Source organism: Allorhizobium paknamense (genome assembly GCF_030815125.1).
Lineage (GTDB): Bacteria > Pseudomonadota > Alphaproteobacteria > Rhizobiales > Rhizobiaceae > Allorhizobium > Allorhizobium paknamense.
The window spans coordinates 105,311-121,190 of record NZ_JAUSWH010000006.1 but is presented as its reverse complement, the minus strand read 5'-3'; the positions used below and the strand labels follow the sequence as shown (position 1 = coordinate 121,190).

Below are 15,880 nucleotides of genomic sequence, written 5' to 3'. Positions count from 1 at the left end.
GGGTGGTGATATGAACCGGCGCGATACCGCCGGGAATGAAGCGGCTGGATACTGAAATTCGCCTTGTCAGTAAAGTCTAATCGGCAAGGGGCTCAAAGCCCCAGAAGGAAAGCGCCGGCGATGAAAGGCCTGCCAGAAACATCTGCAACGCGTTCTCATCCAGATGACGGCGCAGCACCGTGACCACATCCTCGATCGCGGTGTCCGTCGAAAGATTGTGATTGTGCCGAAGCGCCAGCACCTCCGCCATCATTTCCGTGCGCGACAGAAACGGCAAAGCGGGCTGATGGCAATCCCAATGGCTGACAAACAGCGCCCGGAGCCCAACGGGCAGAAGGTCGGCAAAGGCAAGCCCCTCCGCAACGGTCAGGCGGCGGCGGAAAACCCGCAGCACTGCTTCCAGCGTGGTAAACGCCCGATGCGTGGTGGCAAGCATGGCATGATCCCGCAGATCGACGAGCACAGCCTCAAAATCACGCGAGGCCTGACGATATTCCTCAGGCACGGTCAAAGGCGTGCCCCGGCCCGCTTGCGCCCGAACCGCCACAGCCGCCAGACCTGCCAGAAGCGAAAGCCATTGCCCAGCACAGGCGGCACATCATCCACCCCCCAGGTGCCGCCGGGCCCGCAGCGCAGGACCCGAAAAAGCGTAAGCCAGCCGCCGCTCCACATGCCATGACGGGCAATTGCCTCATAGCCATATTCCGAACAGGTGGGGCTATGACGGCAGTGACTTCCGACAAGGCTGGAGAGCGTAAGCTGATAAAGACGGATCACCCCCATGCCGATCAGCCGCCCCGGGGTTTTGCGAAACGGCCCGACATAGTTGCGCCCGGCGCGCGGCTTTTCATCCTCATCTTCGGCAAGTTCGCAGAACTGGCACATTTTACCCCGCCATGGCGTGATCTTTGGCCTCGATCTGGTCGAGACAGTCCACCACCGCCTCAAAGGTGAGCATGGTTGAGGCGTGCCGGGCGGGATAATCCTTCACAGGCTTCAGATAGCGCATGTCTTCAAAGCGGCCGGAGGGGCCATCTCCGCCTTGCTTCAGCATGGCGAGCATATCCGCCCGCGCCTGCCGCACTTCGGCAAAGCTTGCGCCAACGATCGTGCGCGCCATCACCGATGCAGAGGCCTGGCCCAGGGCGCAGGCCTTCACCTCATGGGAAAAACCCCTGATTTTCCCGGCGTCAACCGTCAGATAGACTTTCAGGCGCGAGCCGCACAGGCGGGAATGCTTCTCAGCGCTGGCATCTGCCGGGTCCAGCACGCCGATGTGGCTGATATTGCCTGCAAATTCGAGGATCTTGCTGTTGTAAATGTCATCCATCGGGAAACTTTGCTCCGCCAAGGCGTAAAAACGAAAAACGGGCCCTTGTCACCGTAAAGCTTTGCGCAACACTGTGTTGCGTTTGCGGTTCTCAACCGGTCTGCTTCATGCATTATATAGCAGGGGGGAGAGAAACGGAAACAGATGGTTTTTTCAGGAATGGGATTGAAGGACTGATCCGGTAGACCCCGGCAGGCGTAAGATCAATTTGTCTGCCGGCTCACTCGAAAACGTGAGACACGCGGACCATATGAGAAAAGCAAGGCTCTATGATGCATGCGCATTCTCTACTTAAGATCGTGCGCTTTTCCGGTGACGCAAACAGGACGGGAAAGCCGCAAACGTGACAGTGAGAGGCTGAAGCGAGCGTCGGAAGCAGGATTGGACTTGCATTATGAGTAGAATTACGCATTTACAACCGGGTTCCTCTTTAAAGGTTCCGTCCAAGGCGACTGAACAGGAGACAAAGGGCATGGATGCCATCGTAAAGAAATTGTCGCCGGAAGCGGCTCGCCCCAGCCGCGAAGAAGCGGAAGACGCTGTTCGCACGCTTCTGCGCTGGGCAGGCGACGACCCCACCCGCGAAGGGCTTCTCGATACGCCGAAGCGCGTGGCCAAGGCTTATGCGGAATTGTTCAGCGGCTATCATGCCGATGTTGACGACGTTCTGGGCACGACCTTCGAGGAAGTTGCCGGGTATGACGACATCGTTCTGGTGCGCGACATTCCGTTCTTCTCCCACTGCGAGCACCATATGCTGCCGGTGATCGGCAAGGCGCATGTCGCGTACCTGCCAGCCGGGCGGGTTCTGGGTCTTTCCAAGATCGCCCGCATCGTCGATGTGTTTGCGCGCCGCCTGCAAACGCAGGAAGCGATGACCGCACAGATCGCCGAGGCCATCGATACGCATCTGAAGCCGCGCGGCGTTGCTGTCATGGTGGATGCAGAACACATGTGCATGGCCATGCGCGGCATTCAGAAGTCCGGTTCCACCACGCTCACCACCACCTTCACCGGCGATTTCAAGAACAATGCCGCCGAGCAGGTGCGCTTCATGACCATGGTGCGTGGACGCTGAGCCGCTTTTCACCTCACGGGAAATGATGTAACGGCATAACGCGGATCGGAGAAAACGATCCGCGTTTTTTCTTTGTGAGAACTCCCGCCATGATCGATTTCCCTGCCCCCTCCAAAGACAAGAGCGAACTGGAAGATGCCGGCCTGCTGACGCCGAAATTCGACGCGCATGGGCTACTGACGGCAGTGGTGACCGATCATCGGGACGGCGAACTGCTGATGGTGGCGCATATGAATGCTGAGGCGCTGTCGTTGACGCTGGAAAGCGGCGTCGCCCATTATTACAGCCGCTCGCGCAAGGCGATCTGGAAGAAGGGCGAAAGCTCGGGCAATCTCCAGAGCGTCAAGGAAATCCGGGTGGATTGCGACCAGGATGCCGTGTGGTTGAAGGTGGAAGTGGCAGGCCATGATGCCACCTGCCATACCGGACGGCGCTCATGTTTCTACCGCGCCGTGACGGTGGAAAATGGCGCCGCGAAAACGGTGATCGTTGACGATCATCGGCATTTCGACCCGCAGGCCGTTTACGGCGACGATGGTCAAGCTCGATAATCCCACGTCGTTTTTCGGGCGTAAACGAAATTTGACAAGCGCTGTCATTTTTCTGCGCCGTTCCTCAAGACTTTGGTAAGCTTCAAACGCTCATCATCATACCTTGGGCTGGAGACGGAGCATGCTGAACTGGAGCTTGAAATCCCACGGTGCTGGTGGAGCCGGGAAACCGGCGGAAAACGAACCCGTGGCCCTGCCGCCCCCAAAACCCAAGATAGCACTGGCGCTAGGTGGCGGAGCCGCGCGGGGCTGGGCGCATATCGGCGTGCTGAAGGCGCTGGATGAAGCCGGAATTGAAATCGGCATGGTGGCAGGCACGTCCATCGGCGCGCTGGCGGGTGGCTGCTATCTCGCGGGGAAACTTGCCGAACTGGAGGAATTTGCCCGCTCGCTGACCATGCGCCGCATTGCGTCGCTGCTGGACCTCACCATTGGCGGCGGCGGTCTCCTGGGCGGCATGCGGCTGACCAAGCGCATGCAGGAACATCTGGAAGGCATGACCATCGAGGACCTTCCCAAGCCGTTCGTCGCGGTCGCCTCCGAATTGAAAAGCGGTCATGAGGTCTGGATCGATGGCGGTTCCTTGATTACCGCTCTTCGCGCATCCTACGCACTGCCTGGAATTTTCGAGCCCATCCGCAGCAATGGCCGAACGCTAGTAGATGGCGCCCTGGTCAATCCAGTACCGGTTTCGGTCTGCCGTTCCTATGAGCAGCCGCTGGTGGTGGCCGTGAACCTGAACTATGACGTGTTCGGACGCTCCGCCGTGGTCAAGCACAAGGTGGGCGAAGCCCTGCACGAGGGCAGTTCGCTGCTACGCGACAAGCTCGGCCTGACCTCCGTGATGGTGCAATCCTTCAACATCATCCAGGATCGTATTTCCCGCGCCCGGCTGGCTGGCGATCCGCCGGATCTGGCGCTGCACCCCCGCGTCAACGATATCGGGCTCTCCGAGTTTCACCGGGCGGAAGAGACGATTGCACGCGGCTATGAGGAAACCATGGCCCGCATCAGCGAAATCCGCCGCATGCAGGAAGCGTTTACACGGTAGAGTGCTTGAACCGAAGCCGCACCCTGTGATTTTAACACGAAATATGCCCGACACGGCCCCATCAAGGGCCATGCCGGGCATATTGATATTTCAGGCAGTCAAAGCGGTTTAATCGTGCAACAGCTCGATATTACCCGGCGATATAGGCCTTGATGTGCTCAGCCTCGAGTTCTACCTCGCGGATGCGCTGCTTGACCACGTCACCGATGGAGACGATGCCACAGAGCTTGCCGCCGCTTTCAACCGGAACGTGACGGAAGCGCCTGCGGCTCATCAGTTCCATCAGCTCGTTGACGGTGGTTTCCTCGGTGCAGCGATGTACATTGGCGGTCATCACCTTGGAGACCGGCAGGCTCAGAGATTCAGGACCAAGACGGCCAATGGCCGAGGCAAGGTCGCGTTCGGTAAAGATGCCGACGATGCGGTTTTCCATGCCGATCACCACGATGGCACCAATCTTCTTCTCATGCAGAACGGTTGCGGCTTCCGCCAGCGTCACTGTCGGCCCGACGGTCACGACGTCACGGCCTTTTTCCTCGAGAATCATCCTCACGGTTACAGACATTGCTTCCTCCTCAGCAAATCCCAGCATTCTCGTCATGCAATGGCTTGAGGACTTCCCAGTCCAGGCCTCCCTGCAACCCGGCGGTTTGTCCTCCAAACGCACAGCCGATCACGAGATTGTGCCTGCAATTTACCTGCGACGCAATGTCCTATCGCGGCGCATCTCTGTCAAAAGCTGCAAACCCCAGGAAACCTACGAGGAAACCGCCGAGATGCGCATCCCAGGCAATTGGGCCGCCCGGATCGCCAAAGATCGGTGGGCCGACCGCGAAAATCAGGTTGCTCACGCCGAAAACAAGAATAAAGGTTACAACCATTCGGATCTTCAGCGCCTCGAGAATGCCGAATCGCCTGAGAAACCGCACATCATCCGCGAATCGGAAAGCATGCCGGCCGGCCCCGAAGGCAAACCGGCAGGCGCAGCCCATCATTCCGGCAATCACGGCGGAGGAGCCGACCAGAAGCGTCGCATCCCCCCAGTTCAACAGCATGTGAAGCGCCGCCCCGCCAACAGCCGTTACCAACCACAACAGACAGAAGCGTATCGCGCCGATGCGCCGGAAAACCGGCGTGCCGAACACCGCAAGCCAAAGGCCGTTGAACAGCAGGTGCTGCACCCCGCCATGCAGGAGGGAATAGGTCAATGGTGTCCAGATCCAGGCGAGATCCTGCTGGGCCAGAGGATAGGCATAGCGAATCGGTGAAAAGCCGAATTCCAGCACGATCCATTCCGAGAGCGCGGGAGAAACGATCCAGTCCTGGATGGCAAAGATCAGGAACAGCAATGCGAGCGCGACCAGCACGCCGCCCGGCATATTGAAGAAGGGTTCGCGTCCGCCCTCTTCGCTTACTTCCTCCAGTGGCGGCAGGTCATGCCGCTCATCCTCGCTCCACGGTCCCTTCGGGCCATCAGCCATGCATCATTCCCTTTCGCGTGGGTGTGCGTCGTTTATTTTTTCCGTATTCACAAACATCCACAAACGTTTGTAACATTTATCGCCTTTTACCTGCCTGCGAAAATTTCATTGTGGACGTAAAACATAATCGACGCGACGTGAACTGCGCAAAACGACGATTATGTCTTCGCCCCAATCGTTAGACCGCATGTTTCCCGCCCACAACCCGGTTGCGGCAGGAGGCATCAAACCTCGAAACCAGAGTGCGCCATGATCAAAAGCCATTTTACGCAGTCCCTTGCCCTGCTTGCCCTTGCCACCTGCCTCACGCCTCCTCTGGCGCAGACGGCGCATGCTGCCGATATTGCTCTGCCCATGCCGCCTGCCGGTGTCGGTCATGAAGACAGCGCTCCCATTCCGCAGGGCGTGGCCGCTTATGTCGATACCGGCGCCACCAACCAGCGCGGCATTGCCTGCATGGCAACCATCGAAACCAATGCGGGCGTGCGCGTCCTCTCCGGCTTCCTCGATCTCTGGACACCGCGCAGCCCCTTCGTCGATGCAGACCAGGATGCGCCGGAAGCCAATGGCTGCCCGCCGGTGGTAAAATCCGATTGGGATGGTATTCCCGGCAGCGCCACCGACGGTGTGAAGAAGCATCCGGAATTGCATGAGGCGAATATTGCCTATTCGGTCAAGGTCACCAGCGCCCGCACGCCGGAACAGGCGCTGGCCGCCTATCTCGATGATCGTCGCAACAAGGCTTACAGCGTCACCGATGGTTTGGGGCCGCTGACGGATGCCTGGCGCAAGGGCACCCGCCAGATCACCACCATCACCGACATGCCCGCCGATGCGGTCAAGGTAAAGTATGAAGACAAGGGCAATGATCGCGGCGTCGGCTCGAAGGATAACGAGGATCTCGGCAAGGCCGTGGACCTGATGAACGCCACCAGCGAAAACGGCTCCACAGAACCCGCCAAGCGCTATTACAAATATGCACGCCCTTACCGCGCCAGCGACAAGGTGATCGTGCTGCCGCAACTTGAGCCCGCCAAAAGCTCCAAGCCCGCTGCCGATGGCGGCTTTCCCAGCGGTCACACCGCAGAAGGCTGGCGCGATGCGCTGACCATGGCCTATCTGGTGCCGCAGCGTTATCAGGAAATGCTGACCCGCGCCGCAAGGATGGGTGAAAACCGCATCCTCGCGGGCATGCATCAGACCTTCGACGTGCTGGGCGGGCGTGTGCAGGCAACCGCCGTGGTGGCCTATAATCTCAACCGCCCGGACTATGCTGCGCTGAAAGGCGAGGCCTATCAACAGACCCAGACCTGGCTCGGCAAGGCCACGGGTGCAGCAAATCTCAGCGCGCTCCTGGCGCGGGCGCATGACAAGACGGCGCAGGACACCTTTGGCGATTATGCCGCCAACAAGGCCTATTTCACCGAACGCCTGACCTATGGCTATCCGCAGATCACCGATCCCAACCTGAAGCCCAGCGTGCCGAAGGGCGCGGAAGTATTGCTGGAAACCCGCCTTCCCTATCTGACGGCGCAACAGCGCCGCGTCGTGTTGAAAACCACGGAACTGCCCTCCGGCTACCCGATCCTCAACGACGCCGAGGGCTGGGGCCGGTTAAACCTCTTTGCCGCCGCCGATGGCTATGGCGCGTTCGACGGCGATGTCACCGTCACCATGGATGCGGCCAAGGGCGGCTATAACGCGGAGGACAGCTGGAAAAACACTATTTCCGGCCCCGGCAGGCTGACGAAACTGGGCAGTGGTTCGCTTTCGCTGAACGGTGCCAACACCTATAGCGGCGGCACCCTCGTCAATGGCGGCACGCTTCAGGCCCTCTCCGAAACGGCGCTGGGCAGCGGTGATGTCTATATCCAGAGCGGCGTGCTGAAAGTGGCTGCGAACGAGCCCTTGACCGTCGGCGGTAAATTGACCCTGCTGAAAACCGGCACTCTCGACCTGACGGTGGGCGACAAGGGGCACGGAACGCTGAAAGTCGCCGATCGGGCCACTCTTGCCGGCGGCAAGCTGGTGCTGCATCTCGCCGAAGGGTACAAGCCTGCCAAGGGCAAGAAAATCCAGCTGATCGGCGCCGGTTCGCTGCGCGGGACGTTTTCCGATGTCAGCCTGGATGGACACAAGCTGGATGTGGCCTATGGCAAGACCGGCGTAACCGTGACGATCAGATAGACCCCTTGCCAGAAAATGCATCGGAATGGGGCAGGTCCATCCCTGCCCCAACAATCAGAGATCACCAACAGCCCGCCCTCTACAATATTCTATTAACGCCTGACTGCTAATAATCAGGGTGATTCATCCGATTGTAGAAGCGCGCGCATGTATTCGTTTCAATCCGCTCACGGCAACGCCCCCGCCAGACCGCATGTACAGCGCGCTTTCCAGCGGGTTGCCGTCAGTCTGGAAGGCAGGCTGATGCTGCCAAGCCAGGATGAATATGTCTGCGTGACGGTTGATATGTCTCCCGGCGACGTGCGTTTCATCTGCGCGGCCCGTCCCCTGCCGGGCGAGCGGATCATCGCCTATATCGACCATATCGGCCGCATCGAAGGCTCTGTCGTCAAGACGACCGAAGATGGCTTCGTCATCACCATCACCGCAACGGACCGCAAGCGCGAGAAACTGGCCGCCCAGTTGACCTGGATCGCCAATAAGCATGAACTTGGCCTGCCGGAAGATCGTCGCCACGACCGCCTGACGCCGCGCAAGACGATGACCAAGCTCGACCTTGAGGACGGCAGAAGCTATCCCTGCCGCATCATCGACCTTTCGCTATCCGGCGCTGCGGTCAATGTCGAAATTCGCCCTGCTCTCGGGTCCGTCGTCCGCCTTGGCAGCATGCGCGGGCGCGTCGTCCGCCACTTCCTGGAAGGTGTGGCCATTGAATTCACAACGCTGCAATCCCGTGAAGCACTGACGGAATTCCTGTAAAGCCCACGTCTTCTCCCTGACGAAAGCCAGTCGCACCGATCACGCATCCTATTCATGCGGGAACCAGCCGCCTTTTGGCCGCTTCGTCCCGGCACAGCCTCACATCAACTCCCCTCGCCCGGCAATTATGCCAAGGCTCGAAGATGCGTGAGCCTCCTCGCCTTGAGGGGATTTCGAATATCTGAAATGCATCAACGGCTCTTCGTATTAACCCTTGGGTCACCACAAAAAACGGTTTTCAAAGATATGAATGCCTGTTCATACCGCTTCGGCAGCGAAATGAGGCGTTTCATTCAGGTACATTCCTAACACCCCGCACCCACCCTCATGACGCGCAAGGCGGTATTTTGGCCATGTCTTCCCGATTAATCCATTGAAATATCGGTCTTTATTCGGAACTCTGCGCAACTGAAACAGATAAAATTTTAGATAAATTCTTCATAAGTATATCTCCAAATCCTCTCCGGAATTGCTTGGATTTTAGATAAACTTACATCGTTTTTGAGCGCCTGGATTTGCCGGAGCTCAAAACTCGAGTGCCATTGTGGTCTCATGACAAGGAGAACCGCAATGGCCAAGAAAAACAGAAAAGCTTTCGCCATAAGCGCCGCCTTCCTGCTGATTGCGGGGGCATCGGATACGCTTGCCGCATCGCCGGCCATGAAGATCATGGGCCGCGCCAGCCAGCCGATTGGTCATTATGAGTTTTGCAAGCGCAGCCCTTCGGAATGCAAGCCGCTGGGCGGCGACGCCGGCCCCTTGCCGCTCTCGCCAGAGCTTTGGCAGGCTGTTCTGGACGTCAATTACACCGTCAACACCACCATAAAGCCCGCAACGGACATGGAAGTGTATGGCCAGGAGGAATATTGGGCCTACCCGACCACGGCGGGCGATTGCGAGGATTTCGCGCTGCTGAAGCGCCGGATGTTGATGCAGAAGGGCGTTCCCGCCTCCGATCTGCTGATCACCGTTGTGCTCCAGCCGAGCGGCGAAGGCCATGCCGTGCTCACCGTCCGCACGGATCGCGGCGATTTCATTCTCGATAACATGCGCAACAAGGTGCTGCTGTGGTCGGATACAGAATATACCTACCTGAAACGGCAGGCCGCCGATGATCCCGGCCGCTGGATGAAAATCCAGGATGGCCGCTCCAGCAACGCAGCAACGGTTGCCAGCGTTTCCGGCAACTGACCACGGGAAGGAATTCAACACAGGGAGGAGCTTGGCCCGGTCATCCCCGCACACCCGTCCCCGACCGCGGCCATGAGCCGGCTCCACTGCCATGGGGCCGGCTCACTTTTTGACGAAATGACTCATCCTTAAGCCTTCGTTAACCATAAAGACCCAACCCTGTTCTGCATCCGCCAGCGAAACCGGTGTCGCGGCAGGAGATGACAGAAAAACAATACCTTACGGCAAGGGCGCGATTCTGATCGTCCGCCTTGTCCGCAAAGGTCAGGACTGGGGGCGAGCGTGGCGGATTTTTCAGCAGAGGACATGCACCACAGCGAAGACTGGCTTTCCTCGCGCTGGTTCTTTCGCAGCGTGCTGGCCGTGGCCGCCCTTGCCCTTGTTTCGCTTAGCCTTACACTGTTCGGCGGGCGTCTCTCCGCCCTGCTCGACACTGCCACTTACAGTGAAACCACCAGTCCACATTGGGTGACGATCGGCCTCGACAGGCTTGCCGTTGAGGAAAATGCCTTCCGCTTTGCGCGGCAACGGCAGGATGGCGCGGCTTCGCGGCTCGATCTGGTTGTCAGTTGGCCGGAGATGACCGGCTTCAGCGCCGAAACGCGTTTGCGTTTCACCGATCCCGCCCAAGCACCGGGCCTTCTCTTCCTGCAACTGACGCAAAGCGTCATGTCGCGCGACATGTCGGGCCGGATGGGGCCGATCTATGCGCAATTGTTCGAAGGTGCCGAAGAAGCCGGTCCTTTTGGCCTGACCATCCACCGCTTCCGCAAGGGCGCGGGCTATGACGGCGAGATCATGTATTCCGCCCCCCGCCCCGGCCAGCCGGATTACGCCGTGCGCTGCATAGATGCAGCCAACGGCGCTTTCCAGATCACGGCGGACTGCCAGCGGGATCTGCATCTGGGGCGCGATCTGACGGTGCTTTACCGCTTTTCCAGCCGCCATCTTCAGGAGTGGCGGGCCATCGATGAGGCCGTCCAGCGCTATGTCACGGCGCGTTTGAAGCCCTGAAACGACCCCGAGCCGCTGAACTGACCCGTAACGGGCCACTTTCCGCAATCCGCTCAAAATTGCGCAAAATCGTAAAGCGGAAATTCATCATAAACCACTTGGTAACGCTGAGCGCCTAAACTCTCTCCCGTAGTCGCTGGGGGGCGGCCAAGAAAAGCATTCAGGAAAAGAGTTGACGTGGTGAACAGGTCTATTGCTAGCCTCCTTGGCCGGAGCGTCACAATCCGGCGCGTATCCCGTTTTTCGCTTGCCCTGCTGGTGGTGGGGTCGGCGCTTGTTGCGCAAACGCCTGCCGAAGCTGCAGGGCCACGCTATGCCGACATCGTCATCGATGCCAATAATGGCAAGGTGCTGCACGCCACCGATCCGGACGGCCTGCGCTACCCGGCGTCGCTTACCAAGATGATGACGCTCTATCTCACCTTCGAAGCGCTGGAAAAGGGGCGTATCCGTCTGGACAGCCGCGTGCCGGTCTCTGCGCACGCCGCCTCCGAACCGCCTTCCAAGCTTGGCCTGAAGCCGGGCAGCAGCATCACCGTTGAGCAGGCTATTCTTGGCCTTGTCACTCGCTCCGCCAATGACGCCGCCACAGCACTTGGCGAATATATCGGCGGTTCCGAACCTCGCTTTGCCCAGATGATGACCTCCAAGGCCCGGGCACTCGGCATGTCGCGAACTACCTATCGCAATGCCAACGGACTGCCCAACCCTTCGCAGATGACGACGGCGCGCGATCAGGCGCGGCTCGGCATCGCGCTGCGTCAGCATTTTCCGCAATATTATCCGTATTTCTCTACCCGCAGCTTTGCCTTCGGCAAGCAGGTGATCGGCAACCACAACCGGCTGCTTGGCAACGTCAAGGGCGTGGACGGGATCAAGACCGGCTTCACCAATGCCTCGGGCTTCAATCTCGTAACCTCGCTGCAACTCGAAGGCCGTTCACTGGTTGGCGTCGTACTGGGCGGTGCTTCGGGCGCCTCGCGTGACAGCCGCATGCGTCAACTGGTGCTGGCAGCCCTGCCGGAAGCTTCAAGCCGCGGTTCGGGCGCTGCCATTGCCCGGGCAAACCGCGTGCCGGAACCGGTTGAACCGGTGCAGACCCGCGTTGCGGAAGCCCCGCGCCTGCCCAAGGCTGATGTTCCGGTTCCCGGTGCCCGCTATCAGGAAATGGCCGAAGTCGCCTCCGATGAAAGCGATGCGCCAGATGCTCAGGCCTATGCCAAGCCCAGCGATACCAGTGCGGCGGTCGCAGCGCTGGCGGCTCAGGCGCCCATGCCGCAAAAACGCAAGCATGGTGCCGCCGCCAAGACCACCCCGCCGGCCAGCGTCGATCACACAGTGACCAACTCGACCGCTGCCTCCAGTGGCTGGACCGTGCAGATCGGCACATCCGACAGCCGTGACGGCGCGATGGACCTGCTGAAATCCGCGCAAGGCAAGGCCGGTAAATCGCTGCGTGGTGCAAAGCCGCTGGCAGTTGCCTTTGGTGAAGGCAGTTCTCAGGTCTACCGCGCACGCTTTGGCGGCTTCCAGGACCAGAAAGATGCCGTGAATGCCTGCAACGCGCTGAAAAAGTCCGGCGTCAAATGCTGGGCGGCCATGCAGTAAATGATCCAGTTCGGGTGTGTTGTCTTTGCCTGATGGGTCCCTCGAAAGTCATGCGTACGAGGTAGTAAAGATGTCGAACAACGAGAATTTCCGGGAGTTCGGAGCGGAAACCGAGGGAGGCCGGTATAATCCGCGTAGCGGCCTGTCGCCGCTGCACGAAGCGGCCATACGCCTGGCGGATTTCGGCATCAACAAGCCGCGCTCCAAAACCAAGGAACTCATGACGCTGCTGCTCTGCCATGGCGCACGCGCCTTCCGCTATTCACAGCCGGAAGCCAGCATTCACCTGCATGTGGCACCTCATTCCAGACGGCTGCCTGTGAAGCTGCGGCTGCGGTAAACATTGCCGGAACATGACAAAGAATTAATCCGATTTCACCGTGAGGTGAGTTGGATTTGAACGGACAAAGCACGACGATCTTCTTCACCGGCTAACGATTTATAGGCCGGTTTCGTTCGAGGAGGAGCGAGCCATGTCCAGCATGATCAAAGTCTCTCTTGTCGCCGTTCTTGCAACCGCCGCCATGACCGGTATCAGCCAGGCCGCCATGTCAGCAGCCGATCAGGCATTGGCGAAAGATCACAATCCCCGCTTCATCATCAGCACGCCGGATGAAATCGAAAAGCATGATTCCTTTCAGGATTATCTAGGCTCCCTGACATCGACCAGTCCGGAAGCGCGCGAGGTGCAGGCGGCCATTCGTGAAAACAAGGTTCTGCGCAAGGAATTGATGTCGCAGAATGTTGAACTCAAAAACGTGATTTACGCGGACGAAGCCTCTGATGGCAGCTTCGTGCTGTATGTCCGCTGACTCATCCGGACAGGCGGGGCCGGGCGAGGAGCCCGGCCCGAAATCACGGCAGAAATCCCGACTGATACAGGCTGGAAAGCCCTTGCTTTTCTAAACCCTATCCCGAAAAATCGGCGGCAGATCATGAAAAGGACCTGCCGTCATGCCGCTTTATGCCCTGGGAGATTTGAAACCGCATCTGCCTGCCGCTGACCGCTACTGGATTGCACCCGGTGCGCAGGTTATCGGCAATGTTATTCTCGGTGAGGATGTCGGCATCTGGTTTGGCGCGGTGCTCCGAGGCGATAACGAGCCGATCACCATCGGCGCTGGCTCCAATGTGCAGGAAAACGTGACCATTCATACCGATATGGGTTTTCCGGCCACCATCGGGCAAGGCTGCACGATTGGTCACAATGCCATCATCCACGGCTGCCTTCTCGGCAACAATACGCTGGTGGGCATGGGAGCCACGGTGCTGAACGGCGCCAGGATCGGCAATAACTGCCTGATTGGAGCCAATGCCCTTGTGACGGAAGGCAAGGAATTTCCCGACAATTCCCTGATCGTCGGATCACCGGCGCGCGTGCTGCGAACCCTGGATGACAAGGCCGTGGAAGGCCTGAAGCGGTCTGCCCAAAACTATATCGCCAACTGGCAACGCTTCGCCCGGGAGTTGAAGCCGCTCTGACGTGATTTACGCCAAGCACTCCGCGCAGACGCCGCGAATTTCAATAGTCGTCTTCTCGGCTTTGAAGCCCTGCCCCTTCGACCAGTCTTCAAGCCGATGGTCGATGGTGTGATCGTGAAATTCCCGCACATTGCCGCAGCGCTCGCAGATGGCGAAGGCCACAGTTCCGTGGCTGCAGCAATCATGCTGTGGATGGGAGCAGATCACAAAGGCGTTCAGGCTTTCCAGCCGGTGCACAAGGCCAAATTCCAGCAGCTTGTCGAGCGCCCGGTAGACCTGCAGCGGCGCGCGAAAGCCATCGTCGCGCAACTTGTCCAGAATGGAATAGGCCGAAAGCGGACCTTCCGCCTTTTCCAGAGCCTGAAAAACCAGCGATTGATTTCGGGTGAGTGGCTGTGTCGGCATGATAGTCATCCTTTCAACACGTTGCCGCGTCTGACGACGGGCAAAAGGCTGATCACGAAAAGCACCAGCGCCGCAACGACGATTGAGGGTCCGGACGGCGTATCGTAGCTGAGAGAGCCGTAAAGGCCGCCAATCACCGCGACCGCGCCGATCAACGATGCCAGGATCGCCATGCGTTCAGGCGTGGCGGCAAAGCGTCGGGCCGTTGCGGCCGGAATGATCAGGAGCGCGGTGATGAGCAGAATACCGACGATCTTCATGGCAATGGCAATCACCAACGCCATCAGCAGCATGAATACCAGCCGTGCCCGCGCCGGGTTGAGCCCCTCCGCCTCGGCCACATCCTCGCTGACGGTGGAGGCCAGCAAGGGCCGCCAGATCAGCGCCAGAACGGCAAGGACAAAGGCGCCGCCCAGCCAGACTGTTGCGATATCCACTGGCTCCACGGCCAGAATATCCCCGAACAGGTAGGACATCAGATCAATCCGCACCCAGCTCATGAAGGCCACCAGCACCAGGCCGATGGCCAACGTCGAATGACTGAGAATGCCGAGCAGCGAGTCCGCCGAAAGCCCACCGCGCTTTTGCAGAACGAGCAGCAGGAGCGAGACGGCGGCAGCGACCACAAAAACGCTCAAAGTGAGATTGAGCGAAAACATCAGCGCCAGCGCCACGCCCAACAGCGAGGAATGCGCCATGGTATCGCCGAAATAGGCCATGCGCCGCCAGATGACGAAGCAGCCGAGCGGACCGACTGTCAGCGCCAGCCCCGTTCCGGCCAGCAGGGCGCGCAGGAAAAAGTCATCCATGGCGATGCTCCGGTCCGTGATCGTGCCCATGGCCATCATGATGATGGGGATGGGGATGGTCATGATGATGAGCATTACCAGGATGGTCATGATGATGAGCATTACCAGGATGGTCATGATGATGACCGTCGCCCGGGTGGCAGTGATCGGTGATCGACCCGTCCTGATGCAGCACCCGGCCATCCGGCAGATGGGTATGGTCGTGCTGATGATTGTAAACCGCCAGCGTGCGTGCCGCCGCCGCACCGAACAGCCGCTGATATTCCTCGCTGCGGCTGACGCTTTGCGGCGTGCCCCGGCAGCAGACATGACCGTTCAGGCAGATCACCGTATCGGTTTCGGCCATGACCAGATGCAGGTCGTGGGAAATCAGCAGCACGCCGCAGCCGCTTTCGCGGCGAATGCGGGAAATAAGGTCATAGAGCGCAATTTCACCGGCGAAATCCACCCCTTGAACCGGCTCGTCCAGCACCAGCAGATCCGGCGTCAGGGCAATGGCCCTCGCCAGAAGCGCGCGCTGAAACTCACCACCGGAAAGCCGGTGCACTTCGGCCTCCGCCAGATGCGGTACACCGACAGCCTCAAGCGCCGCCCCGATCTCGGTGGCAGAGAGCTTTGCCGTCAGCGTCATCATGCGCCGCACGGTCAGCGGCATGGTTCGATCTACCGCAAGCTTTTGCGGCACATAGCCGATTTTTACACCCGCGCTGCGTTCCGCCCTGCCCTCGTCGGGTTTGAGAATGCCTATGGAAAGCTTTGCCGTGGTGGATTTTCCCGAGCCATTCGGGCCGATCAACGTAATGATCTCGCCCGCATGCACCGTCAGGTCCACGCCGCGCACCAGCCAGCGGCCCTCCCGTTGAAGGCCGGCATTGGTGAGCGTTACCAGCGGTTTGCCGAAGCTTGCGGACAAGGGTGGAAGGCCTCCGGGAAA

19 protein-coding genes are annotated in these 15,880 nt (G+C 59.4%); 11 read left to right on the top strand and 8 right to left on the bottom strand.

The window, feature by feature from the left end; all coding sequences use genetic code 11:
* Positions 1-76: 76 nt before the first annotated feature.
* The 3 genes from QO005_RS11545 to QO005_RS11535 are packed head-to-tail and all read right to left on the bottom strand — an operon-like array spanning position 77 to position 1,330.
* On the bottom strand, positions 77-505 hold the full coding sequence (locus QO005_RS11545; RefSeq protein WP_307158306.1) for a DUF2267 domain-containing protein: 429 nt from the start codon (positions 503-505) through the stop codon (positions 77-79).
* A gap of 2 nt (positions 506-507) precedes the next feature.
* Positions 508-885 (bottom strand): membrane protein insertion efficiency factor YidD, encoded by a 378-nt coding sequence (yidD, locus tag QO005_RS11540; protein WP_307158187.1) that lies wholly within the window; start codon positions 883-885, stop codon positions 508-510.
* A 1-nt stretch (position 886) separates the two neighbouring features.
* Entirely contained in the window at positions 887-1,330 is a 444-nt protein-coding gene (locus tag QO005_RS11535) for an iron-sulfur cluster assembly scaffold protein (protein ID WP_307158186.1), read from the bottom strand.
* A 472-nt stretch (positions 1,331-1,802) separates the two neighbouring features.
* On the opposite strand from QO005_RS11535, the gene folE reads away from it, so the two are divergent.
* The 3 genes from folE to QO005_RS11520 all read left to right on the top strand — a co-directional run bounded on the left by folE (position 1,803) and on the right by QO005_RS11520 (position 4,010).
* Positions 1,803-2,408, top strand: a complete 606-nt coding sequence (gene folE / locus QO005_RS11530) for a GTP cyclohydrolase I FolE (protein ID WP_307158185.1) — start codon at positions 1,803-1,805, stop codon at positions 2,406-2,408.
* Positions 2,409-2,497: 89 nt separating this feature from the next.
* Positions 2,498-2,959, top strand: a complete 462-nt coding sequence (hisI, locus tag QO005_RS11525) for a phosphoribosyl-AMP cyclohydrolase (protein WP_307158184.1) — start codon at positions 2,498-2,500, stop codon at positions 2,957-2,959.
* A gap of 121 nt (positions 2,960-3,080) precedes the next feature.
* Positions 3,081-4,010 carry a patatin-like phospholipase family protein gene (locus QO005_RS11520; protein WP_307158183.1) on the top strand — a complete coding sequence of 310 codons (930 nt, stop codon included), beginning with the start codon at positions 3,081-3,083 and terminating at the stop codon, positions 4,008-4,010.
* A gap of 130 nt (positions 4,011-4,140) precedes the next feature.
* On the opposite strand, the gene QO005_RS11515 is transcribed toward QO005_RS11520, so the two are convergent.
* Together QO005_RS11515 and QO005_RS11510 are read right to left on the bottom strand one after the other, a co-directional pair.
* Positions 4,141-4,575, bottom strand: a complete 435-nt coding sequence (locus tag QO005_RS11515) for a CBS domain-containing protein (RefSeq protein WP_307158182.1) — start codon at positions 4,573-4,575, stop codon at positions 4,141-4,143.
* A 148-nt stretch (positions 4,576-4,723) separates the two neighbouring features.
* Complete coding sequence (locus QO005_RS11510) at positions 4,724-5,491, bottom strand: rhomboid family intramembrane serine protease (protein WP_307158181.1); 768 nt, start codon at positions 5,489-5,491, stop codon at positions 4,724-4,726.
* 249 nt (positions 5,492-5,740) lie between these two features.
* Between QO005_RS11510 and QO005_RS11505 the strand changes: the two genes are divergently transcribed.
* From QO005_RS11505 to QO005_RS11470, 8 genes are all read left to right on the top strand, one after another.
* Positions 5,741-7,678 (top strand): acid phosphatase, encoded by a 1,938-nt coding sequence (locus tag QO005_RS11505; protein WP_307158180.1) that lies wholly within the window; start codon positions 5,741-5,743, stop codon positions 7,676-7,678.
* A 147-nt stretch (positions 7,679-7,825) separates the two neighbouring features.
* Complete coding sequence (locus QO005_RS11500) at positions 7,826-8,437, top strand: PilZ domain-containing protein (protein ID WP_307158179.1); 612 nt, start codon at positions 7,826-7,828, stop codon at positions 8,435-8,437.
* A gap of 570 nt (positions 8,438-9,007) precedes the next feature.
* Positions 9,008-9,628 (top strand): transglutaminase-like cysteine peptidase, encoded by a 621-nt coding sequence (locus QO005_RS11495; RefSeq protein ID WP_307158178.1) that lies wholly within the window; start codon positions 9,008-9,010, stop codon positions 9,626-9,628.
* 282 nt (positions 9,629-9,910) lie between these two features.
* On the top strand, positions 9,911-10,642 hold the full coding sequence (locus QO005_RS11490; protein WP_307158177.1) for a hypothetical protein: 732 nt from the start codon (positions 9,911-9,913) through the stop codon (positions 10,640-10,642).
* Positions 10,643-10,822: 180 nt separating this feature from the next.
* Positions 10,823-12,250, top strand: a complete 1,428-nt coding sequence (locus tag QO005_RS11485) for a D-alanyl-D-alanine carboxypeptidase (protein ID WP_307158305.1) — start codon at positions 10,823-10,825, stop codon at positions 12,248-12,250.
* A gap of 70 nt (positions 12,251-12,320) precedes the next feature.
* Positions 12,321-12,590 carry a hypothetical protein gene (locus QO005_RS11480; protein ID WP_307158176.1) on the top strand — a complete coding sequence of 90 codons (270 nt, stop codon included), beginning with the start codon at positions 12,321-12,323 and terminating at the stop codon, positions 12,588-12,590.
* Positions 12,591-12,723: 133 nt separating this feature from the next.
* Positions 12,724-13,062 (top strand): hypothetical protein, encoded by a 339-nt coding sequence (locus tag QO005_RS11475; RefSeq protein WP_307158175.1) that lies wholly within the window; start codon positions 12,724-12,726, stop codon positions 13,060-13,062.
* A 142-nt stretch (positions 13,063-13,204) separates the two neighbouring features.
* Positions 13,205-13,732, top strand: a complete 528-nt coding sequence (locus QO005_RS11470) for a gamma carbonic anhydrase family protein (protein ID WP_307158174.1) — start codon at positions 13,205-13,207, stop codon at positions 13,730-13,732.
* Positions 13,733-13,738: 6 nt separating this feature from the next.
* On the opposite strand, the gene QO005_RS11465 is transcribed toward QO005_RS11470, so the two are convergent.
* Genes QO005_RS11465 through QO005_RS11455 form a run of 3 tightly spaced genes read right to left on the bottom strand, consistent with a single transcriptional unit; the run spans position 13,739 to position 15,859 of the window.
* On the bottom strand, positions 13,739-14,137 hold the full coding sequence (locus tag QO005_RS11465) for a Fur family transcriptional regulator (RefSeq protein WP_307158173.1): 399 nt from the start codon (positions 14,135-14,137) through the stop codon (positions 13,739-13,741).
* A gap of 5 nt (positions 14,138-14,142) precedes the next feature.
* On the bottom strand, positions 14,143-14,946 hold the full coding sequence (znuB, locus tag QO005_RS11460) for a zinc ABC transporter permease subunit ZnuB (protein ID WP_307158304.1): 804 nt from the start codon (positions 14,944-14,946) through the stop codon (positions 14,143-14,145).
* On the bottom strand, positions 14,939-15,859 hold the full coding sequence (locus QO005_RS11455; protein ID WP_307158172.1) for an ATP-binding cassette domain-containing protein: 921 nt from the start codon (positions 15,857-15,859) through the stop codon (positions 14,939-14,941). The genes znuB and QO005_RS11455 overlap by 8 nt, the downstream gene beginning before the upstream one ends.
* Positions 15,860-15,880 lie beyond the last annotated feature (21 nt).